The following is a 19,978-nucleotide window of genomic DNA, read 5'->3' as shown; positions in this document are numbered from 1 at the left end:
GTCCGACGCCCCCCAACAGCACGGCCCGCCCGGGATCCCGGGCGGGCCGTACGGCGGTTCAGCGTGCGTGGTGCGGCGAGGTCACTCCTCGCCGCGGATGAAGGCCTCCACGCGACGGCGGCCCTCGTCGTCGGGCAGCTGCACCGGCGGGGACTTCATCAGGTAGGACGAGGCCGAGATGATCGGCCCGCCGATGCCGCGGTCCTTGGCGATCTTCGCGGCGCGGATCGCGTCGATGATGATGCCGGCGGAGTTCGGGGAGTCCCAGACCTCGAGCTTGTACTCGAGGTTCAGCGGGACGTCGCCGAAGGCGCGACCCTCGAGGCGGACGTAGGCCCACTTGCGGTCGTCGAGCCACGCCACGTAGTCCGAGGGACCGATGTGGACGTTGCGGCTGTCGACCTTGTCGGCCAGCTCGCCGCGCAGGTTGGACGTGACGGCCTGGGTCTTGGAGACCTTCTTGGACTCCAGGCGCTCGCGCTCGAGCATGTTCTTGAAGTCCATGTTGCCGCCGACGTTGAGCTGGTAGGTGCGGTCCAGCGCCACGCCGCGGTCCTCGAACAGCTTCGCCATCACCCGGTGGGTGATGGTCGCGCCGACCTGGGACTTGATGTCGTCGCCGATGATCGGGACGCCGGCGTCCTCGAACTTCTTGGCCCACTCGGGGTCGGAGGCGATGAAGACCGGCAGGGCGTTGACGAAGGCCACGCCGGCGTCGATCGCGCACTGGGCGTAGAACTTGTCGGCCTCCTCCGAGCCCACCGGGAGGTAGGAGACGAGGACGTCGACCTGGCGGTCCTTGAGGATCGAGACGATGTCGACCGGCTCCGCGGTCGACTCCTCGATGGTCTGGCGGTAGTACTTGCCGAGGCCGTCGAGGGTGTGGCCGCGCTGGACCTCCACACCGAGCGTGGGGACGTCGGCGATCTTGATCGTGTTGTTCTCGGAGGCGTTGATCGCCTCGGAGAGGTCCTTGCCGACCTTCTTGTCGTCGACGTCGAAGGCGGCGACGAACTCCACGTCCTTGACGTGGTAGTCGCCGAACATGACGTGCATCAGGCCCGGGACAGTGGTCGCGGGGTCGGCGTCCTGGTAGTACTCGACACCCTGGATCAGGGAGGTGGCGCAGTTGCCCACTCCCACGATTGCTACTCGAACCGAACCCATCGGCCAGTCCTTCCTGTTTTCGATCCTTGCGGAGATCTCGGTCACTGCTCGTTCATTGCCGTGCGGTGGTACGGGGTCGGCGGCTGTTCGCGTACGCCGCCCTCACTGCTGCTCGGCCGGCGGTCCCGCCGGCTGGACGGGGGGCTCGCCGAGGCTGCGCTCGGCGTTGATGAGGTCGGAGAGCCACCGAACCTCCCGTTCGACGGACTCGACGCCGTGCCGCTGCAGCTCTGCTGCGTAGCGGTCGACCTCCTTCTCCGTCATCGACAGCTGGCTCTGGACGCGGTCGAGCCGCTCCTGGAGCCGGATACGCCGACCTTCCAGCACCCGCAGTCGGATCTCCATGTCGGTGCGACCGAAGAAGGCGAAGCGGATGTCGAAGTTGTCGTCCTCCCAGGCCGTGGGGCCCACCTCGGACATCAGGCGCTCGAACTCTCGCGTGCCGGCCTCGGTCACCTGGTAGACGATCCGGGGACGCCGGGTCACCGGGGTGAGCACGCCGGTGCTCTCCTCGATGAGGTTCCCGCGCAGCATCTTCTTCAGCGCCGGGTAGAGCGAGCCGTAGGAGAGGACCCGCCCCCAGCCCAGCATCAGGTTCAGCCGCTTGCGGAGCTCGTAGCCGTGCATGGGTCCCTCGTGCAGCAGCCCGAGGACTGCCAGCTCGATGGTCTCACCACGACGTGCCATGCGACCTATCGTAGCGATATATCTGCCGGACGTGAATCCGCGCGAGTCGGGCGTCGTTGCCGCGCGTTGCGTACCCTCTTGGATTGGCCAGCCCGCCGATCGCGTCCGCGTGGCGCGGGTCACCGGCCCCGGTCCCATCCCTGATCACCCTGGAGTTCCCGAGTCGTGAGCGGAAAGCGCAGGGCGCCCGGCGCCCCCGTCACCAAGACACCGAAGTCGACGGGCGGCACCAAGGCACCAGGCGGCGGCCAGGGCGGCGCCGGCGGCAAGGGGCCTGGCGGGAAGGGTCCGACGGGGCCCGGCAAGGGCGGCAAGCCGAAGGTGCCGCGCACCCGCAAGCAGAAGGTGCAGCGGGCGCTGAAGTGGTTCGCGCTCACCTGCCTGGCCGGCGCGCTGCTGCTGGTCGGCCTCTTCGTGGTGCTCTACCAGACCATCGAGATCCCGGACCCCAACGACGACTTCCAGACCGAGACGTCGTTCATCTACTACGCCGACGGGAAGACCGAGCTCGGCCGGTTCGCCACCCAGAACCGGGACTCGATCCCGCTCGACGAGATGCCCGACCACCTCCAGGACGCGGTCGTCGCCGCGGAGAACCGCACCTTCTGGAGCGACCGGGGCCTGGACCCCAAGGGCATCATGCGCGCGGCGTTCAGCAACGCCTCCGGCGGAACCACGCAGGGCGCCTCGACGATCACCCAGCAGTACGTCAAGATCCTCTACCTCACCCAGGAGCGCTCCTACACCCGCAAGGCGAAGGAGGCGATCCTCTCGCTCAAGCTGCACCGCCAGCAGAGCAAGAAGGAGATCCTCGAGGGCTACCTGAACACCATCTACTTCGGCCGCGGCGCGTACGGCGTCCAGGCGGCTGCCAAGGCGTACTTCGACAAGCCCGCGGCGGACCTGTCGCTGCGCGAGTCGGCAGTGTTGGCCCGGGTGCTGAACAACCCGTCGCGCTACGACCCCGCCAACGGTGAGGACGCCCGCGAGCGGCTGCGCTCGGGCTACGAGCGGATCCTCGCCGGCATGGCCGAGACCGGTGCCATCGAGGACGCGGAGGCCGAGAAGGCCGCCCGCCAGCTGCCGAAGTTCCCGAAGATCAAGGCCCAGAGCGCCTACGGCGGCCAGAAGGGCCACGTGCTCTCGATGGTCCGCGCGGAGCTGCAGCGCCTCGGGTTCAGCGAGCAGCAGATCGAGGGCGGCGGCCTGCAGGTCACCACCACCTTCAACCGCAAGGCGATGACCGCGCTGGAGGAGGGCGTCAACGAGGCCAAGCCCACCGGCTTCCCGGGCGAGAAGCAGCTGCACGTCGGCGCCGCGAGCGTCGAGCCCGGCACCGGGGCGGTGCGCGGCATCTACGGCGGCCAGGACTTCCTGGACTCCCAGATCAACTGGGCGGTCTCCGGCGGCCAGGGCGGCTCGATCCTCAAGCCGTTCGCGCTGGTCGCCGGCCTGGAGCAGGGCTTCGCGCTCACCGACACCTTCGAGGGCAACAGCCCGATCACCGTCGGCGACACCGAGGTCGAGAACCAGGGCGACACCGACTACGGCTCGGCGATCAACCTGATCGCGGCGACCGAGGACTCGGTCAACACCGCGTTCGTCGACCTCACCGACTCGATGGACAGCGGCCCGGAGAAGATCATCGAGGCCGCCAACAAGATGGGCATCCCGCCGGAGGAGGCCTCCAGCCGAAACCGCGGCTTCCCGGCCCGCACGCCGGGGCTGAAGCCGGACCTGACCGTGTCGCTGGGCAGCGCGACGGTGAGCCCGGTGAACATGGCCAACGCCTACGGCACCCTGGCCGCCGAGGGGACCGCCGCCGAGCCCTTCATCATCGAGAAGGTCGTCGACGAGACCGGCGAGGTCCGCTACGACCACAAGGTCCGCGACAAGCAGGCGGTCGACCCCGACATCGCCGCCGACGTCTCCTACGCACTCCAGCAGGTCGTCACCTCCGGCTCCGGCTCCCGGCACGGGCAGCTCCCGGACCGGCCGGCGGCCGGCAAGACCGGCACCTCGACCAACGGGCCCGGCGACGTGGTCTCGTCCTGGTACACCGGCTACACCCCGCAGCTGTCCACGTCGGTGGTCTATGTGCGCGGCACGGGCACCGGCAAGCTCGACGAGGGCTGGCTGCCGGACTTCGAGGGCGCCTCGGGCTACTTCGGCGGCGGCTACCCCGCCGCCACCTGGTCCGCGGTGATGACCCGGGCCCTGGAGGGCGCCGAGGTGCTGGACTTCCCGGAGCCGGCGTACGTCGACGGCGACGCGCCGAGCGACGGGCACGCGCCCACGCTGGCGCCGGAGCCGGAGCCCACGCGGGCGCCGGAGCCCCCGCGCAAGCCGTCGAAGAAGCCGAGCAAGGAGCCCAGCAGGGAGCCCTCGAAGGAGCCGGAGGCGCCGCCGAGCACGCCGGCTCCGTCGCCGCCGCCCCCGCCGCCGACGACGCCCGAGCAGCCGGCGCCGACGGTCCCGCAGCCGCCGGCGCCAACGACGACCGTGCCGCCCGCCGGTACCGGGGGTGCGCCGGGCGGCCGGGTGCCCGGGACGTCGGCGGACCGGAGCTCCGCGGACTGACATGACCGGCCACGTCCACCCGACCCGGGACGACCCCACCGCCGCCGCGCTCAGCGAGGGCATCGGCGGTCCGGTCGGCACGCGTGCCGGGCGGCACCCGTGGTGGACGCCGGTCCGGGTCCTGTTGGCGTTGACCGCGCTCTGCCTCGCCCTGGGTCTGGTGCAGAAGGCCGGCTGCTACCAGTCGACCTGGTCCGACGACGGCCAGCGCTACACCCAGATGTGCTACTCCGACCTGCCCTACCTCTACACCGGGCGTGGCTTCGCCGAGCTGGGCTGGCCCTACGACGACGACGCGGCGCTGCGGGACCGCTACGAGGTGATGGAGTACCCGGTCGGGATCTCCTACTTCGCCTGGGCCGCCGCCCAGGCGACGCACTGGCTGAGCGGGTCACCGGACCTGGACGCCCGCGCGGACCGGCCGGCAGCCGAGCTCGCCGGGGACCGGGACGTCCGGCGCGAGGTCCGGCTCTACTTCCTCGTCAACGCGGTCCTGCTGGCCGCGGTGGCGCTGCTGATGATCTGGCTGCTCGCCGGCGTGCACCGGCGGCGCCCGTGGGACGCCGCGCTGTTCGCGGCCTCGCCGGTCCTGGCGCTGACGGCGCTGATCAACTGGGACCTGCTCGCCGTGGTCTGCGTCGCGGGTGCGCTGTGGGCCTGGGCGCGCGACCGGCCGGTCCTCACCGGGGTCCTGATCGGGCTCGGGACGGCCGCCAAGCTCTACCCGCTCTTCCTGATCGGGGCGATCCTGGTGATCTGTCTGTGCGAGCGGCGGGTGCGGGACCTGCTCCGGGTGGTCCTGGCCGCCGCCGGCGCCTGGCTGCTCGCCAACCTCCCGGCGTACCTCTCCGGACCCGACCAGTGGCGGGTCTTCTGGTCGTTCAACTCCGAGCGCGGCCCGGACCTCGGCTCGGTGTGGCTGGTGCTTGCCCAGGCCACCGACACCGCCATCGAGCCGCACACCGTGAACACCTGGTCGTGGCTGCTCTTCGGCGCCTGGTGCGTCGGGGTCCTCGTGCTCGGCCTCCTCGCGCCGCGCACCCCGCGGCTGGCCCAGCTCGGGTTCCTGATCGTGGCCGGCTTCCTGCTCGTCAACAAGGTCTACTCGCCGCAGTACGTGCTGTGGCTGCTGCCGCTGGCAGTGCTGGCGGTGCCGCGGATCCGGGACCAGGTGATCTGGCAGGGCACCGAGGCTGTCTACTTCGCCTCGGTCTGGTGGTACCTCGGCGGCTACCTCGCCCCGGCGGGCGGCGAGGACGCCGCCCTGTACTGGGTGGCGATCCTGCTCCGGGTGGCCGGCGAGCTCTACCTGGTGGGCGTCGTCGTGCGCGACGTGCTGCGGCCCGCGGCCGACCCGGTGGCCGAGGAGCGCACTCCCCGGGTCCCCTGGCGGGCCGCCCGGGCGCCGGTGCCGCTCAGCTGATCCGGACCGCGTCGAAGGCCGTGGTCGTGAAGCGCACCCGGACCTCGACCTCCTCGCCGACCTCCGGCACCCGGGCGCCGTGCGGCAGGAACAGCATCGAGGCCTGCATGTGCGGCGGCTCGGCGAACAGGCGCAGCTTGCCGTCGATCGAGAACGGCGAGCGCACGAACCCGACGGCGTCGAGGCCGCCGCGCGCGAGCGTGGCCGCGCGGGCCTTCATCGAGTGGTCGCCGGTCGGCGCCTCGAGCCCGATCCCGTGGGCGGTCCCGCCGCTGACCACCAGCAGGTGGCCCGACTTGGGGGCGCCCCGGCCGCGGTAGCCGTAGGTCTCGCCGCGCTCCACCGCGTGCACGTCGAGCACTGTCGACTCGACCCGCAGCGCCCCCCGGTCGCCCAGCCACAGCGAGGTCCCCACCCGGGGCCGGATCGTGTAGTCGGCGTACGCCGTGCGCAGCGCGCTCAGCTCGGTGCCGGTGAGGTGGCTGACCCACAGCGTGCGCGTGTCGAGCTCGGCGGCGACCACGTCGTTCATCAGCCGGTGCACCTCGGACAGGTGCGAGCCCTGGGCCAGTGGCAGGTGCATCGCGACCCCCTCCACCCGGGCGCCGGGCCGGTCGGCGAGCATCCGGGAGGCCGCCCACAGGTCGGGGGCGGAGAACCCGTGCCGCTTCATGCTGGTCATCCGCTCCAGCACGATCCGGGCGTCCGGCTGCCGGTCGAGCAGGTCGGCGAGGTCGCCGAGCCGGCCGACGGTGTGCACGACCCGGTCCGCCAGCGCGGGATCGACCTCGAGGCCGACCCCGAACGGCCGCCACGGGGCGAGCACCAGCAGGTCGCCGTCGAAGCGGTGAGCGACGTGCTCGAGCTCGTCGTAGGTGCCGACCGCCAGCGTCGGAGCGCCGGCGGTCGGGTCGTGGAGCCCCTGGTCGTGCAGCCACTGGGCCTTGCGGGCCAGCCGGCCGACCGTGAAGCCGTAGCCGTTGCCCTTGGCGACCGGCACCAGGCCCGGGTTCGCCGCGGCGACCGCACGCAGGTGGGCGCGCCAGCGCTCGCCGTCGACGGAGAGGGTCAGGCTCATCAGTCCCTCCCCCCGCCGGAGCGGCGCTTCATGTACAGGTCGAACGCGGCGTACAGGGGCCGGTTGAGCGGCAGGTCCCACTCCCCGGCGTACTCCACGGCCTCGCCGCCGGTGCCGACCTTGAACTGGACCAGGCCGACGTGCGGGTCCTCGGCGTCGAGGGTGTCGGTGATCCCGCGCAGGTCGTAGACCTCGGCGCCGGCGGCCAGGGCGTCGCGGATCATCGCCCACTGCACGGCATTGGAGCCGCGGACCTCGCGCTTCTCGGTCGAGGAGGCGCCGTAGGAGTACCAGGCGTGGGTGCCGACCCGGATCGCGATGGTCGCCGCCACCAGGTCACCGTCGTGGCGGGCCAGGAAGAGCTTGAAGCGGTCGGGGTCCTCGGCGGACAGCGCCTGCATCATCGTGCGGAAGTACGACAGCGGCCGCGGCGTGAACGAGTCGCGCTCGGCGGTGTGGACGTAGAGCCGGTGGAACGCCTCGAGGTCCTCGGGACCGCCGACGCTGACCTCGACGCCCTCCTTGGCGGCCTTCTTGATGTTGCGCCGCCACAGCTGGTTCATGCCCTTGAGGAGGTCGTCCTCGGTGCGCGGGGTCCCGTCGGCGGTGGTCAGCGGCACCTGGAAGACGTACTGCGGCTGACCCGCGGCGAACCCGCCCTCGGCGACCTGGTGGCGCCAGCCGAGCCGGTCCAGCTGGGAGACCACCTTCGCGCCGGTGCCGTCGCGGTCCAGGGGGGCGAGGTCGCCCAGGCGCCGGACGCTCTCGTCGGCGATGCCCTGCTTGATCTGCGCGGCGCTCCAGCGGCGGACGACCACCGGGGGGCCCATCCGGACGCCGAAGGCGCCGCGGCGCTTGAGGTGCGCGGTCATCGGGGCCAGCCAGGACTGCAGGTCGTCGGCGGCCCAGTCCAGGACCGGGCCCTCGGGGACGTAGGCCAGGTAGCGCTTGACCCGGGGCAGCTGGCGCAGCAGCACCAGCGCGACGCCCACCAGCTCGCCGTCGCGGAACCAGCCGAGCGACTCGCGGCGCCACTCGGCCTTGACCTGACCCCAGGCCGGGGTCTGCAGGAACGACGCCGAGCGCTGCGCGCGCAGGAAGTCCAGATGGTCGCCCTCGGAGATCGCGTCGACACGCAGGAGGCTTCCGACAGGCTGCTGACTCATCTGGCCGAGGCTATCGGGCGCCCGCCAGCGCGCCCGGCGCGGCCCGCTCCCGGCGAGGTCGATCAGGTCGATCCGGTCGGACGACTGGACCGCGGACCGATCCCGAGGAATGCGGGTGCCGGACCGGAATCGATGCTCCACGATGTATCAGGACCGGTCGTGAGCGCTCTTGGGAGTTCGTGATCGCGATGAGGACCAGGGCAGGGACGTCAGGACCGATGACCACGACGACAGGCGGCACCACCGACGACGCGAGCGACTCCACGCAGCCGCCCGCCGGGCCGGCGCGCCAGCGCCCCGACCAGCTCTGGGGCCGCGCCGGGGCCGCGTTCGACACTTGGCTGGCCGGGGATCCCGCCGGGCTCGACGAGCTGGTCGAGGTGATGACCCCGGTGCTCTGGCACGTCGTGCGCGCCTACCGGCTGCCCCGCGAGAGCGCCGAGGACGTCGTCCAGACGACCTGGCTGGCCCTGGTCCGCCGCAGCGCGGACATCGCCGACTCCGGCGCCGTGGGCGGGTGGCTGACCACCGTGGCCCGCCGCGAGGCCTGGCGGGTCGCCGGGGCCGGGGCCCGCACCACACCGCTCGCGGACGAGGACCTGGCCCCGCGGCTGCCGAGCGTCGGCTCCGCGGAGGGCGACGCCGTCGAGCAGGACGAGCGACGTCGGCTGTGGGCGGTCGTCGACGGCCTGCCCGAGCGCTGCCGACGGCTGCTGCGCGTGGTGGCCTTCGAGCACCGACCCGACTACAGCCGGCTCGCCGGCGACCTGGACATGCCGATCGGGAGCATCGGGCCCACCCGGGGCCGGTGCCTGGCCAAGCTGCGCGTCGCGCTGATGCAGGCGGGAGTGAAGTGATGACCGAGATGACCCGAGAGGCGCTCTTCGGCGTGGTGCGCGGGATCTGGGAGGACCGGGATCCGGTCCCCGCCGGCCTCGTCGACCGGATGCGGGCGGCGGTGGCCGCGGTCGACCTCGACCTGGAGCTGATGCAGCTCGCCGAGCAGCCGACCCAGCTCGCCGGGACCCGCGCCGCCGGCCTGCGCGGCGCCGGCACGACGTACACGCTGCGCTTCGTGCACGGCGAGACCGACCTGCTGCTGCGGGTGGCCGTCGAGGGCGCCGAGTCGCGGGTCGACGGCTGGGTCGTCCCGCCCGAGCCGATGACCGTGCGCGCCCTCAGCGGCGGCGACCAGCCGCGCACCCTGGACGTCGTGGTCAGCGACAACGGCCGCTTCGAGCTGACCGGCCTGCCCGCCGGACTGTTCCGGCTCCGGCTGGAGCCGCACGCCGACGGCGCGCCCCCGATCGCCACCCCGTTCTTCGAGATCTGAGCAGGAGCGTCATGACCGAGCCCGAGAAGAAGCGCCCCCGCAGGCCCCAGGGCCGCCAGCCCGCCCCCGCGGCGCCGGCCGTCCCGGCGACCGCGACCCGGGTCCTGGACCCCACCACCGCCATCGCGGTGCGCGGGGTGCAGCCCCGCTCCACGGCGTACGTCGGCCCGCGGCTGCTGGTCTCGAAGTCCGTCGACTTCGACGGCGCGCTGGAGGTCCTGCGCGCGGTGGCCGAGCCGCTGGGCTGGGAGGTCATTCCGGAGGAGGAGGACGTCCGCACCCGGGACCTGCCCTTCGGGGTGCGAGCGGTCCGGGTCCTGGCGTCGACGTCGGTCAGCGCGGCCCCCGATGCCTTCGGGCTGCTACAGCAGACGCGGGCGCACTTCGGGGCGAAGGCGGTCGAGGGGACCGGCCTGGATCACGTCGTCTTCGCCGGCGGCCTCGGCGCGGACCCGTTCCACGCGAGCAACCCGTTCCACGCGAGCAACCCGTTCCATGCCAGCAACCCGTTCCATGCCAGCAACCCGTTCCACGCGAGCAACCCGTTCCACGCGAGCAACCCCGCCGGCGAGCTGTCCTACGCCGTCTCGACCTACGCGACCCCAGGGTCGGGTGGACGCCAGCCGGTCTCGTACATCGGGCCGAAGCCAGTGCGAAGCGAGCATGTCCCCGGGCGCCGTCCGGTGGTGGCGATCCTCGACACCGGCTGTGCCAGCCACCCATGGCTCGACGACGTCGTGCAGAAGGGGATCGAGCTCGACGGCCAGGCCATCGGGTACGCCGACCCGAAGACCGACCCGGAGGTCGGCGGCGACCTGATGGGGATGCTGGATGGGGTGATCGACCCCCTCTCGGGACACGGGACCTTCATCGCGGGCCTGGTCCACCAGGCCTGTCCCGACGCAGACCTGCTGGTGTGGCGGGCCGTCCCCTCTTCGGGCCCCATTGTGGAGTCCGACCTGGTGGCCACGCTCTCGCAGGTGGTCGAACTCGTGCGCCGGCACCGAGCCGGCGAGCCGGGCGGCCGGGCTATCGACGTGCTGACGCTGTCGATGGGCTACTACCACGAGACACCGGAGGACGAGCTCTTCGACCCGACCCTGCACGGGCTGCTCGCCGAGCTCGGACGCCTGGGGACCCTGGTCGTCAGTTCCGCCGGGAATGCCGCCACCACGAGGCCGAGCTTCCCGGCGGCGTTCGCGCCTTGGAGCGACGGCGCCGGACCGGTCGCGGCCGACTCCACCGTGCTGCCGGTGGTGTCGGTGGGCGCACTGAACCCCAGCGGGCGCAGCGACGCGCTGTTCACCAACACGGGTCCGTGGGTGCGGGTCTACGTGCCGGGAGCCGCGCTGGTGAGCACGATGCCCGCCTTCGAGGGCGGGCTGCAGCCGGTGGCGCGCACGAAGGTCCTCGGTCGGGTCCGGGAGTCCATCGACCCCGACGACTTCAGCGGTGGCTTCGGCGTCTGGAGCGGGACGTCGTTCGCCGCACCCCTGTTCGCGGGCCGGGTCGCCGCAACCCTGGGGGCGTTGCCCGAGGACGAGACCGCCGCCGACATGGTTGACCGGATCTGGGGAGTGCTGGCCGAGGTGGCCGACATGACCCCAGACTAGGAGCGTGCTGACGGCCGAGGAGCTGCACCGCAGGGCGCTCGCCGCGCTCAATGGCGGCCGGATGGCCCAGAGCCGCCGCCTGCTCGTCCAAGCCCGGGAGCGCGCCGACGATGTCGAGATCTCGGCGCGCATCGACCTCACCGAGGCCTACCACCACGCGGAGACCGGGGACCGTGAGCGGGCCCGCGAGATCTGTGACGCGGTGCTCGGCCGGCCGGGGACGGGGCCCGAGACGCGGGCTGCTGCGCACGCCCAGCGCGGGCTGCTCGCGATGCTGGCGGGCGACACGGACTCGGCCCTCGCCCACCTCGGCTCCGCCCTCGCGGCTGCAGAGGCCACCGCGTCGGTCGTCGGTCGCAGCCACCTGAACCGCGGCGGGGTGCATCTCCAGCGCGGCGAGGTGGACGCTGCGGAGGCCGACTTCGCGGCGGCCCTGGCGCCGCTGGCCGCCGCCGGCGAACCGCTCGAGGCAGCGATGGCCGAGCACAACCTGGGCTACTGCCTGCTGATGCGTGGCGACCTGCTCGGGGCGCTGCGCCGGATGGACGCCGCCCGCACCGTACTGGCCCCGCTCAGCCCGGTCAGCGAGGCGACCTGCGACCAGGACCGGGCGGAGGTGCTCCTGCCCGCCGGCCAGCTGGTCGAGGGCAGGAACGCCCTGGCCGCGGCCGCTCGTGCGTACGGCCTGGCCCGGCTGCGGCGGCGCCAGGCCGAGGCGGAACTCGCCCTCGCCCAGAACCTGCTGACCAGCGACCCGGTGGCCGCGGAGGTGGCGGCCAAGGCGGCGGGCCGCCGGTTCCGCGCGAGCGGGGTGCACGCGTGGGCGGTCCGGGCGGACGGGCTCGCGCTGGAGGCCGCGATGGAGCAGGGACGGGCGGGCCCGCGGGTCCTCGAGAGTGCGGGCGCCGTGGCCCAGGAGCTCAGGGGGCTGGGACTGCGCTGGCCGAGTTTGAAGATCGTCCTGCACACGGCCAGGGCGGAGCTGCTGCAGGGCCGCACCGCCGGAGCCCGGGCTCGCCTCGCGACGGTGCGGACCGGGAGCGGGACGCCGCTGGAGGTGCGACTCCTCGACCGCGAGGTCCGGGCCGAGCTGGCGGCCGCGCAGGGACGACGCGCCGACGCCTTGCGGCACCTGCGCGCCGGCCTCGCCGACCTGCACGCCTGGCAGAGCTCGTTCGGGTCGCTCGACCTGCAGACCGGAGTTGCGGGTCAGGGTGTACGCCTCGGCGTACGCGGGCTGGCCCTGGCCGTGGAGTCGGGTCGGCCCGCGGTACTGCTGGAGTGGTCGGAGCGGGCGCGGATGCTGGCGAGCCGGGTGCAACCGGTGCGGGCGCCCGAGGACGAGGCGCTGTCGGCCGACCTGTCCGAGCTGCGCCGGCTCGCTGGCGAGGAGGGCAGCCGCGACCCCGCGCGCGAGGCGGAGCTGCGGCGGCGGGTGCGGGAGCGCGCCTGGCAGCACCACGGATCCGGCGAGGTGAGCGACCCGGTCACGCTTGCGGCGCTGCGCTCGGCCCTGGACCCGCAGACGGCGCTCGTGGCCTACGTCGTGACGGCCGAGCGACTGACCGCGCTGGTGGTGACCGACGCCGGCACCACCTGGGCCGACCTCGGGACCCGGCCCGAGCTCGACGAGCTCGTCGGCGGGCTCCTTCCCGACCTCGACGTGGCAGCGGTCGACCTCCCGGAGCCGATGTCAGGGGCGGTCCGCGGCGCGCTCACCGCGCGACTCGACCGGCTCGCCGGCCTGCTGGTCACGCCGGTGCTCGAGGCGGTCGGCGAGCGGCGGGTCGTGCTGACGCCGTCGGGGGTGCTGGCCGGGGTGCCGTGGCCGCTGCTGCCCGGGTACGTCGGCCGGCCCGTGACCGTCGCCCAGTCCGCGACCTCCTGGCTGGCCCGGCGGACGACGCCGCTGCGGACGGCGACCGCCGGCCTCGTCGCCGGGCCGCGGGTGGCCAGGGCCGAGGACGAGGTCTTCGCGGCCGCCGCGGGCTGGGACGGGGCCCGGGTCCTGGTCGGTGCGGCCGCCACCGCGGCCGCGGTCTCCGAGCTCGCCGAGCAGGTCGACGTCCTGCACGTCGCGGCCCACGGCCGGCACTCGGCCGAGAACCCGATGTTCTCCGGCCTGACCCTGGCCGACGGGCCGTGGTTCGGCTACGACATCGACCGGCTCCGCTCGGTTCCCGACGTGGTGCTGCTCTCCGCCTGCGAGGTCGGTCGCTCCAACGTCCGGTGGGGCGAGGAGCTGATCGGCATGGCCGGGGCCTGGCTGCACGCCGGCAGCCGGTGCGTGATCGCCTCGGCCGCCGCGATCAGCGACCGGGCGGCGTACGACGTCCTGGTCGCCGTGCACCGGCAGCTCGCCGCCGGTGTCGATCCGGCCGCCGCCCTGGCTGCGGCGGTGCCGGCCGTCTCGACCGACACCGCCCCGGTGCCGCTGGTGTGCTTCGGCTAGCTCAGTGACCATGGTTGTACGGCGCGGCGAGGGTGTAGACGGCGAGCACGGTGGTGGCGACGCCGGCGGTGGCGACGTACACGCGTGCCTTGAGGGTGTCCTTCATGGGTTCACCTCCTCCCGGTGTGGAGTGGGGGCGGGCAAGGGTCGGAGGAGGGGCGCGAGGACGGCGGCGAGGAGGATCGCGCCACCGGGGACGAGCAGCAGGTCACCGAGGCTGACGACGGCCTCGAGCACCGGCACCGGAAGGACATCGCCGAGCAGGAGAGCGGGGACCTGGGAGGCGGACACGGCGACGTACTCGGCGTCTGGGTGCTCACCCGCCCGCAGGTCCGACCCCATCCACCGGGCCGACGCGGCGAGCACCGGCATGGCTCCGTAGAGCAGGGTCGCGGCCGCGTTCGCCGCGGCACCGGCTGCGGTCAGACGTACGCCGGCGCGCACCAGCGCCGAGCGCTGGCCCCGGTTCGCGATCAGGAAGCCCGCGGCCGCCAGCACGACCAGGACGGCGAACGTCCGGTTGACGACGCCGTCGGGAACGACCTCGGCGGCGCGCAGGCGCGCTGCGACGGGGGTGGCCACCACGATGGGGACGAGCAGCCAGAGGGCGCGCAGCCGCGAGGCGCCGGCGAGGCGGGGCCGCAGGGCCACGGCGAGTACGCCGGCCGCCGCGATCGGCGCCAGCATCAGGATGACCAGGCCAGGTCCCGGCATCGCGTCAGCAGATCACCGGGCGGGCCTGACGCAAAGGACGACTAGACCAGCGACTCGGTCCCCACCAGGACTCGGGCGGGGTATCACGCGGCCGGCTGCTGGCTCCTGGTGGTCGAGACCCGCGCCCCACGGCCCGGCCGCCACACGGGGTGCGGCCGGCCCGGGGGCGTCCGGAGTCAGACCCGCTCGCGCAGCCAGGCGAAGTCGGCGACGTGGGCGTCGGCCGGGCCGGGGGTCTCGCAGACGACCGGGGCCCCGGCGTCGCGGACGACCGAGGCCAGCAGCTCCGGGTCGATCTTCCCGGCGCCGAAGTTGGCGTGCCGGTCGGCTCCGGAGTCGAACTCGTCGCGGCTGTCGTTGCAGTGCACCAGGTCGATCCGGCCGGTGATCCGCAGCACGTCCTCGACCACGGTCTCCAGCGGGTTGCCGCCGGCGTGGGCGTGGCAGGTGTCCAGGCAGAAGCCGACCAGGTCGGCCTGCTCGCAGCCGGCGATCGCGTCCCAGACCCGCCCGATCCGGTCGAGGTAGCGGGTCATCGCGTTGTCGCCGCCGGCGGTGTTCTCGATCAGCAGCGGCAGCTTCAGGTCGGTCGCCTCGATCGCCTTGCGCCAGTTGTCGAACCCCTTCTCCGGGTCGTCGGCCTTGTTGACGTGCCCGCCGTGCACGATCAGCCCCTTGGCCCCGATCGCGGCCGCGGCGTCGACGTGCTGCTGGAGCATCTTGCGGCTCGGGATCCGGATCCGGTTGTTGGTGGTGGCGACGTTCAGCACGTACGGCGCGTGCACGTACAGGTCGACGCCGGCCGCCTCCGCGTCCGCGCGCAGGCCCTCGGCGCCTCCGGCGTACTCGACCTTCGGGCCCTTCCAGCCCTGCGGGTCGCCGAGGAAGAACTGCACCAGCTCCGCCCCGCGGGCCTGGGCCTCCCCGATCGGGTCGGCCTGGTCGACGTGGGCTCCGATCGCGATGCTGCTCATGGGCTCATCGTAGGAACCGGCGCCGACAGCCGGTGGCGCTGGGCCGATCCGGAAAAACTGGTGGGGTCTGAGGGAGCTGCGGTGACAACGGGTGGGGTCGGGGGCCTGCCGGGGCTCCGGAGCGGGCCGTCCCCACCAGTTGTTCCCGATCCGCCGTCCCACCCCACCTGTTTTTCGCAGCCGGGCCGGGCCGAGCCGGCCCCTCACCAGCCCAGCGCGCCGTCCCGGCCCACGAAGAGGCCGGGGAGCGTGTCCGCGGCGGCGCCGGTGACGATCGCCTCGACCCCCTCCGCGACGCTCTGCGGGCCGGAGTGGCCGTTGAGGTCGGTGGCGGTGTAGCCGGGGTCGACGGCCACGACGCGCACGTCGGGCAGCGCCTTGGCGTACATCGTCGTGACCATGTTCAGCGCCGCCTTCGAGGCGGGGTAGACGAGCCCCGGCACGGTGGACTCGACGCGGTCCGGGTCGCCCGTGATCGCGAAGGAGCCCATCCCGCTGGAGACCATCACCAGCCGCGGGGCGGCCGAGCGGCGCAGCAGCGGCAGGAACGCGTGGGTGACCCGGACCGGCCCGAGCAGGTTCACGCCGAAGACGGGGAGGAAGTCCGCCGGCACGACCTCGGCCGGCGCGGCGTGGGTGCCGGCGATGCCCGCGTTGTTGACGAGCACGTCCAGGCCGGTGCTGCTGGCCACGAGGACGTCGTACGCCGCGGCGACCGACGCGTCGTCGGTGACGTCGAGCAGGAGCGGCCGGACGTCGGCGTCCGGCTGCGCCGCGGCCACGTCGGCGGCGGCCTGGTCGCCGCGCTCGGCGTCGCGGGCGCCGAGCCAGACGGTCCAGCCGAGGGCGGCGAACCGGTGGGCGGCCTCGAGGCCGAGGCCCTTGGTGGCGCCGGTGACGAGCACGGAGGTGGTGGTGGGCGGGGGCGGCGGTGCGCTGTTGGTGGTCATGGCTCCACCCTCGGCGGGTCCGGCGGTGCGCGGGAGGACCGCGTCGTCGTGGGACCGGCGGTCCTACCCGGGGCCGCCCGGGCCGGGGCATGCTGGCCCGGTGAGCATCAACCGCCCCGGCCTCGCGAGCGCGCTGCGCCGGGCCCGGGCGCGGGTCCGGCCCGAGGACGCCGGCCTGGCGCCGGGCCGGAACCGCCGCGTCCCGGGGCTGCGCCGCGAGGAGCTCGCGCTGCTGGCCGGGATCTCGGTGGACTACGTGGTCCGGCTGGAGCAGGGCCGCGGACCCCAGCCCTCGGCGCAGGTGGTCGGCGCCCTGGCCCGCGCGCTGCGCCTCGACGTCGACGGCCGCGACGAGCTGTTCCGGCTCGCCGGGGCGGCGCTGCCCCAGGTGGGCACCATCGACCTGCACGTGCGGCCCAGCGTGCTGCGCCTCATCGACCGCTTCGTGGACCTGCCCACGATGGTGCTCAGCGCCAAGGGCGACGTGCTGGCGTGGAACGCCATGTCCGCGGCGCTGCTGGGTGACTGGTCGGCGCTGCGGCCCGAGCGCCGCAACCTCAACCGGCTGCGCTTCCTGCCCGACCGGAGCGACCCGCCGCGCAGCGGCGTGGGCGGTACGCCGCAGGAGCGGGAGCTGACGGCCCGGCAGAGCGTGGCCAGCCTGCGCTCGGCGTACGCCCGGTATCCGCGCGACCCGGACCTCCAGCGGCTCCTGGCGGACCTGCGCGGCGGCTCGCCGGGGTTCGCGCTGCTGTGGGAGCAGGAGTCGGCCGGCGCCTGGCGCAGCCATCGCAAGACCGTCCTGCACCGGGGGCTCGGCCCGGTGACGCTGGAGTGCGACACGCTGCACGTCCCGGACACCGACCAGCTGGTGGTCGTGTACTCGGCCGCCCCGGGTACGCCGGAGGCCGACTCGCTCGGGCTGTTGCGGGTGGTCGGCACCCAGGACCTGGGCGTCCCGACCTCCACCCTGGACCGGGCCTGAGTCACGGGGTCCGCAGCCGGGGCGGCGGCGGATCGGGGCCGATCCGGTCCGGCACCGACGGCCAGGCCCGGTCGCGGCGTACCGGAAGCGCACGCAGGCGCTCCAGCGCGGCGGCCGCCGAGGGCCGCAGCGCCGGCTCGGAGCGGGTCAGCGAGGCCAGCAGCGTGGCCGCGGGCGCGCTCGGCGCGAGCAGTCGGCGTCCGGTGACGCCGAGCGCGTACACGTCCTGGCTGGGATGCGGCGCGGCCCCGGCGGCCAGCTCCGGGGCGAGGTACGCCGGCGTCCCGGCCGGGCCCACGGGCGCGAACGCGACGCCGTCCGCGACGGTGGCGACGCCGAAGTCGGCCAGCCGGACGTGCGGGCGGCCGCGGCCGGTGGGCTCGAGGAGCAGGTTCGCGGGCTTCACGTCGCCGTGCACCACGCCCGCCGCGTGCACGGCCACCAGCGCCTGGAGGGCCTGGTCGAGCACCGCTGCCACGAAGCCCTCGGCGAGCGGGACGCCGCCCCCGGCCAGCGCCGCCAGGGAGCCCCCGCGGACCAGGTCGGTCGCGAGCGCCACCACGTCGTCCTCGGCCGCCCAGCCGCGCGGGGCCAGCACGTGGCGGTGGTGGATGCGCAGCGACTGCTCGCGCACGAAGCGCAGCACCAGGGCCGGGTCGCGGTGACGCAGCACCTTGACCGCGACGTACAGCTCCTCCCGGACGTCCCAGGCCCGCCACACGGTGCCGCTCCCGCCGAGCCCCACCTGGTCGGTCAGCACGTAGCGACCGGCGACGGTGGGGGGCGCGGCACGGCGGCGCAGACGGACCACCCCGGGAGGCTAACCACGCCGGAGACCCGGACGCGCACCGATCTCCACAGGATTGGGACCGCCGCGCGCGCCGCTGCTAGCCTGTGCTGTCCGCTGCGCCCTGCCCACCGACGGGTCGGTCGCATCCGGGACCCCGTGCTCCGCGCGGGGAACGCACAGCCCTCCTGCCACGGAGAGACCGTGGCCGCCGAGTCCAGAGGAGGTGGAGACCGCTATGCGTGCTTACGAAGTGATGGTCATCCTCGACCCCAGCCTTGAGGAGCGGACCATCGAGCCGTCCCTCGACAAGTACCTCAACGTCATCCGCAAGGATGGTGGCTCGATCGAGTCCGTCGACGTCTGGGGACGTCGCCGCCTCGCCTACGAGGTCAAGAAGAACGCCGAGGGCATCTACGCCGTCATCTCGCTGAACGCCGAGCCGGCCACGGTCAAGGAGTTCGACCGCCAGCTCACGCTCAACGAGTCGATCCTGCGCACCAAGGTCATCCGGCCCGACGTCCACTGAGGCGTCGTCCCCTGTGGATGACCCCCTCCGCATGTCGGCGCAGCACGCGACGATGCGCGGAAACCACTGATCAGCACGACGCTAGGGAGACCCCATGGCAGGCGATACCGTCATCACGGTGATCGGCAACCTCGTCGACGACCCGGAGCTGCGCTTCACCCCCTCGGGTGCTGCCGTCGCGAACTTCCGGATCGCCTCGACGCCGCGCACGTTCGACCGCCAGAGCAACGAGTGGAAGGACGGCGACACGCTGTTCCTGTCCTGCTCGGTGTGGCGGCAGGCCGCGGAGAACGTCGCCGAGTCCCTGCAGCGCGGCATGCGCGTGATCGTGCAGGGTCGCCTGAAGTCCCGGACCTACGAGACTCGCGAGGGTGAGAAGCGCACCGTCTTCGAGATCGAGGTCGAGGAGGTCGGTCCGTCCCTGCGCAGCGCCACCGCGAAGGTCACCCGCGCCAGCCGTCAGGGCGCGGGCGGTGCCGGCGGTGCTGGTGGGGGCGGCGGCTACTCCGGCGGGGGCGGTGCCCCGGCCGGCGGTGGCGGGGCCGACCCGTGGGCCACTCCTCCTCCCCAGCAGGGTGGCGGCTCGGGCGGCGGCCAGGGCGGTGCCCCGGCCAACGACCCGTGGGGTGCTCCCGGCGTGGGCTCTGACGAGCCCCCGTTCTGACCCGGCAGCTGATCAGCAGCCAGACCCATCCGTTCACCCTCAACCATTCCGGCCCTGTAACCACTCAGGGCCGGGCTTCTAGAAAGGAAGCACCACAATGGCCAAGGCAGTGATTCGCAAGCCCAAGAAGAAGGTTTGCCAGTTCTGCAAGGAGAAGGCGACCGGTGTCGACTACAAGGACACCACGCTGCTCCGCAAGTTCATCTCCGACCGCGGCAAGATCCGCGCGCGTCGGGTGACCGGCAACTGCGTCCAGCACCAGCGCGACGTCGCCACGGCGGTCAAGAACGCCCGCGAGGTCGCCCTGCTGCCCTACACCTCCACCGGTCGCTGAGAGGAGCCCAGAAGATGAAGCTCATCCTGACCCAGGAGGTCACCGGCCTCGGTGGCCCCGGCGACATCGTCGAGGTGAAGGACGGCTACGGCCGCAACTACCTCGTTCCCCGCGGTGTCGCGATCCGCTGGACCCGCGGCGCCGAGAAGACCGTCGAGTCCATCAAGTCCGCCCGCGCCTCGCGCTCGGTGCGCGACCACGCCCACGCGGCCGAGATCAAGACCAAGCTCGAGGCCCAGCCCGTCAGCGTGAAGGTGCGCTCGGGTGCTGGCGGCCGCCTCTTCGGCGCCGTCACGGTCGCCGAGATCGCCGGTGCCCTCTCCGAGGCGTCCGGCGAGCAGGTCGACAAGCGCACGATCGCGGTCAAGAACCCGATCAAGGCGCTCGGCTCGCACGAGGTCTCGGTCCGGCTGCACGAGGACGTCTCCGCCACGGTGGCGCTCAACGTCATCCCGGCCTGACGCTCGACCCCTAGCGGTGCCCCGACGGGGCCGTCCCTCATCGAGGGGCGGCCCCGTCGGCGTCGGTGCTGCCGCCGTCCG

General features: G+C 73.4%; 19 protein-coding genes. 11 read left to right on the top strand and 8 right to left on the bottom strand.

The window, feature by feature from the left end:
* Window positions 1–81: 81 nt before the first annotated feature.
* Both EBO35_RS19160 and EBO35_RS19155 read right to left on the bottom strand, forming a co-directional pair.
* The gene (locus tag EBO35_RS19160) at window positions 82–1,167 is read right to left on the bottom strand and encodes an inositol-3-phosphate synthase (protein WP_122819147.1); all 1,086 of its coding nucleotides are present in this window, start codon (window positions 1,165–1,167) and stop codon (window positions 82–84) included.
* 102 nt (window positions 1,168–1,269) lie between these two features.
* On the bottom strand, window positions 1,270–1,854 hold the full coding sequence (locus tag EBO35_RS19155; protein WP_122819146.1) for a PadR family transcriptional regulator: 585 nt from the start codon (window positions 1,852–1,854) through the stop codon (window positions 1,270–1,272).
* A gap of 165 nt (window positions 1,855–2,019) precedes the next feature.
* On the opposite strand from EBO35_RS19155, the gene EBO35_RS19150 reads away from it, so the two are divergent.
* Together EBO35_RS19150 and EBO35_RS19145 are read left to right on the top strand one after the other, a co-directional pair.
* Complete coding sequence (locus EBO35_RS19150; RefSeq protein WP_122819145.1) at window positions 2,020–4,434, top strand: transglycosylase domain-containing protein; 2,415 nt, start codon at window positions 2,020–2,022, stop codon at window positions 4,432–4,434.
* Window position 4,435: 1 nt separating this feature from the next.
* Window positions 4,436–5,857, top strand: a complete 1,422-nt coding sequence (locus EBO35_RS19145; protein ID WP_122819144.1) for a glycosyltransferase family 87 protein — start codon at window positions 4,436–4,438, stop codon at window positions 5,855–5,857.
* On the opposite strand, the gene EBO35_RS19140 is transcribed toward EBO35_RS19145, so the two are convergent.
* On the bottom strand, window positions 5,850–6,935 hold the full coding sequence (locus EBO35_RS19140) for an alanine racemase (RefSeq protein WP_122819143.1): 1,086 nt from the start codon (window positions 6,933–6,935) through the stop codon (window positions 5,850–5,852). The two genes, EBO35_RS19145 and EBO35_RS19140, sit on opposite strands and share 8 nt — an antisense overlap.
* Window positions 6,935–8,101: a lipid II:glycine glycyltransferase FemX gene (locus EBO35_RS19135; protein WP_122819142.1), complete on the bottom strand. Its 1,167-nt coding sequence runs from the start codon at window positions 8,099–8,101 to the stop codon at window positions 6,935–6,937. The genes EBO35_RS19140 and EBO35_RS19135 overlap by 1 nt, the downstream gene beginning before the upstream one ends.
* Before the next feature lie 218 nt (window positions 8,102–8,319).
* Between EBO35_RS19135 and EBO35_RS19130 the strand changes: the two genes are divergently transcribed.
* Genes EBO35_RS19130 through EBO35_RS20275 form a run of 4 tightly spaced genes read left to right on the top strand, consistent with a single transcriptional unit; the run spans window position 8,320 to window position 13,499 of the window.
* Window positions 8,320–8,958, top strand: a complete 639-nt coding sequence (locus EBO35_RS19130; RefSeq protein ID WP_122819141.1) for an RNA polymerase sigma factor — start codon at window positions 8,320–8,322, stop codon at window positions 8,956–8,958.
* Entirely contained in the window at window positions 8,958–9,434 is a 477-nt protein-coding gene (locus EBO35_RS19125) for a hypothetical protein (protein ID WP_127479395.1), read from the top strand. The genes EBO35_RS19130 and EBO35_RS19125 overlap by 1 nt, the downstream gene beginning before the upstream one ends.
* An 11-nt stretch (window positions 9,435–9,445) precedes the next feature.
* Complete coding sequence (locus EBO35_RS19120; protein WP_122819139.1) at window positions 9,446–11,047, top strand: S8/S53 family peptidase; 1,602 nt, start codon at window positions 9,446–9,448, stop codon at window positions 11,045–11,047.
* Window positions 11,048–11,051: 4 nt separating this feature from the next.
* Window positions 11,052–13,499: a CHAT domain-containing protein gene (locus EBO35_RS20275; protein ID WP_122819138.1), complete on the top strand. Its 2,448-nt coding sequence runs from the start codon at window positions 11,052–11,054 to the stop codon at window positions 13,497–13,499.
* A 102-nt stretch (window positions 13,500–13,601) separates the two neighbouring features.
* On the opposite strand, the gene EBO35_RS19110 is transcribed toward EBO35_RS20275, so the two are convergent.
* The 3 genes from EBO35_RS19110 to EBO35_RS19100 form a co-directional block, all read right to left on the bottom strand.
* Window positions 13,602–14,213, bottom strand: coding sequence for a DUF5317 family protein (locus tag EBO35_RS19110; RefSeq protein WP_122819137.1), 612 nt, complete (start codon window positions 14,211–14,213; stop codon window positions 13,602–13,604).
* A 176-nt stretch (window positions 14,214–14,389) separates the two neighbouring features.
* Window positions 14,390–15,187, bottom strand: coding sequence for a deoxyribonuclease IV (locus EBO35_RS19105; RefSeq protein ID WP_122819136.1), 798 nt, complete (start codon window positions 15,185–15,187; stop codon window positions 14,390–14,392).
* Window positions 15,188–15,390: 203 nt separating this feature from the next.
* Entirely contained in the window at window positions 15,391–16,137 is a 747-nt protein-coding gene (locus EBO35_RS19100) for an SDR family NAD(P)-dependent oxidoreductase (protein ID WP_122819135.1), read from the bottom strand.
* A 100-nt stretch (window positions 16,138–16,237) separates the two neighbouring features.
* Here EBO35_RS19100 and EBO35_RS19095 point away from each other — a divergent pair, with 100 nt between their 5' ends.
* Window positions 16,238–17,122, top strand: coding sequence for a helix-turn-helix domain-containing protein (locus EBO35_RS19095; RefSeq protein ID WP_206422620.1), 885 nt, complete (start codon window positions 16,238–16,240; stop codon window positions 17,120–17,122).
* Window position 17,123: 1 nt separating this feature from the next.
* Here the strand turns inward: EBO35_RS19095 and EBO35_RS19090 are convergent, their stop codons facing one another.
* Complete coding sequence (locus tag EBO35_RS19090; protein WP_206422619.1) at window positions 17,124–17,933, bottom strand: serine/threonine-protein kinase; 810 nt, start codon at window positions 17,931–17,933, stop codon at window positions 17,124–17,126.
* A gap of 214 nt (window positions 17,934–18,147) precedes the next feature.
* On the opposite strand from EBO35_RS19090, the gene rpsF reads away from it, so the two are divergent.
* From rpsF to rplI, 4 genes are all read left to right on the top strand, one after another.
* Window positions 18,148–18,438 (top strand): 30S ribosomal protein S6, encoded by a 291-nt coding sequence (gene rpsF / locus EBO35_RS19085; RefSeq protein ID WP_122819134.1) that lies wholly within the window; start codon window positions 18,148–18,150, stop codon window positions 18,436–18,438.
* A 94-nt stretch (window positions 18,439–18,532) separates the two neighbouring features.
* On the top strand, window positions 18,533–19,102 hold the full coding sequence (locus EBO35_RS19080; protein ID WP_122819133.1) for a single-stranded DNA-binding protein: 570 nt from the start codon (window positions 18,533–18,535) through the stop codon (window positions 19,100–19,102).
* 97 nt (window positions 19,103–19,199) lie between these two features.
* The gene (gene rpsR / locus EBO35_RS19075; RefSeq protein WP_056865083.1) at window positions 19,200–19,436 is read left to right on the top strand and encodes a 30S ribosomal protein S18; all 237 of its coding nucleotides are present in this window, start codon (window positions 19,200–19,202) and stop codon (window positions 19,434–19,436) included.
* A 14-nt stretch (window positions 19,437–19,450) separates the two neighbouring features.
* Entirely contained in the window at window positions 19,451–19,897 is a 447-nt protein-coding gene (gene rplI, locus EBO35_RS19070) for a 50S ribosomal protein L9 (protein ID WP_122819132.1), read from the top strand.
* The last annotated feature ends 81 nt before the right edge of the window (window positions 19,898–19,978 follow it).

The organism is Nocardioides pantholopis (genome assembly GCF_003710085.1).
GTDB lineage: Bacteria > Actinomycetota > Actinomycetes > Propionibacteriales > Nocardioidaceae > Nocardioides > Nocardioides pantholopis.
The sequence above is the reverse complement of the archived record's forward strand: the minus strand, read 5'-3'. Positions and strand labels throughout refer to the sequence as shown.

Coding starts and splice junctions, on each gene's coding strand:
- EBO35_RS19160 (WP_122819147.1), bottom strand. CDS start 1,167: ATGGGTTCGGTTCGAGTAGCAATCGTGGGAGTGGGCAACTGCGCCACC.
- EBO35_RS19155 (WP_122819146.1), bottom strand. CDS start 1,854: ATGGCACGTCGTGGTGAGACCATCGAGCTGGCAGTCCTCGGGCTGCTG.
- EBO35_RS19145 (WP_122819144.1), top strand. CDS start 4,436: ATGACCGGCCACGTCCACCCGACCCGGGACGACCCCACCGCCGCCGCG.
- EBO35_RS19140 (WP_122819143.1), bottom strand. CDS start 6,935: ATGAGCCTGACCCTCTCCGTCGACGGCGAGCGCTGGCGCGCCCACCTG.
- EBO35_RS19135 (WP_122819142.1), bottom strand. CDS start 8,101: ATGAGTCAGCAGCCTGTCGGAAGCCTCCTGCGTGTCGACGCGATCTCC.
- EBO35_RS19130 (WP_122819141.1), top strand. CDS start 8,320: ATGACCACGACGACAGGCGGCACCACCGACGACGCGAGCGACTCCACG.
- EBO35_RS19125 (WP_127479395.1), top strand. CDS start 8,958: ATGACCGAGATGACCCGAGAGGCGCTCTTCGGCGTGGTGCGCGGGATC.
- EBO35_RS19120 (WP_122819139.1), top strand. CDS start 9,446: ATGACCGAGCCCGAGAAGAAGCGCCCCCGCAGGCCCCAGGGCCGCCAG.
- EBO35_RS19110 (WP_122819137.1), bottom strand. CDS start 14,213: ATGCCGGGACCTGGCCTGGTCATCCTGATGCTGGCGCCGATCGCGGCG.
- EBO35_RS19105 (WP_122819136.1), bottom strand. CDS start 15,187: ATGAGCAGCATCGCGATCGGAGCCCACGTCGACCAGGCCGACCCGATC.
- EBO35_RS19100 (WP_122819135.1), bottom strand. CDS start 16,137: ATGACCACCAACAGCGCACCGCCGCCCCCGCCCACCACCACCTCCGTG.
- rpsF (WP_122819134.1), top strand. CDS start 18,148: ATGCGTGCTTACGAAGTGATGGTCATCCTCGACCCCAGCCTTGAGGAG.
- EBO35_RS19080 (WP_122819133.1), top strand. CDS start 18,533: ATGGCAGGCGATACCGTCATCACGGTGATCGGCAACCTCGTCGACGAC.
- rpsR (WP_056865083.1), top strand. CDS start 19,200: ATGGCCAAGGCAGTGATTCGCAAGCCCAAGAAGAAGGTTTGCCAGTTC.
- rplI (WP_122819132.1), top strand. CDS start 19,451: ATGAAGCTCATCCTGACCCAGGAGGTCACCGGCCTCGGTGGCCCCGGC.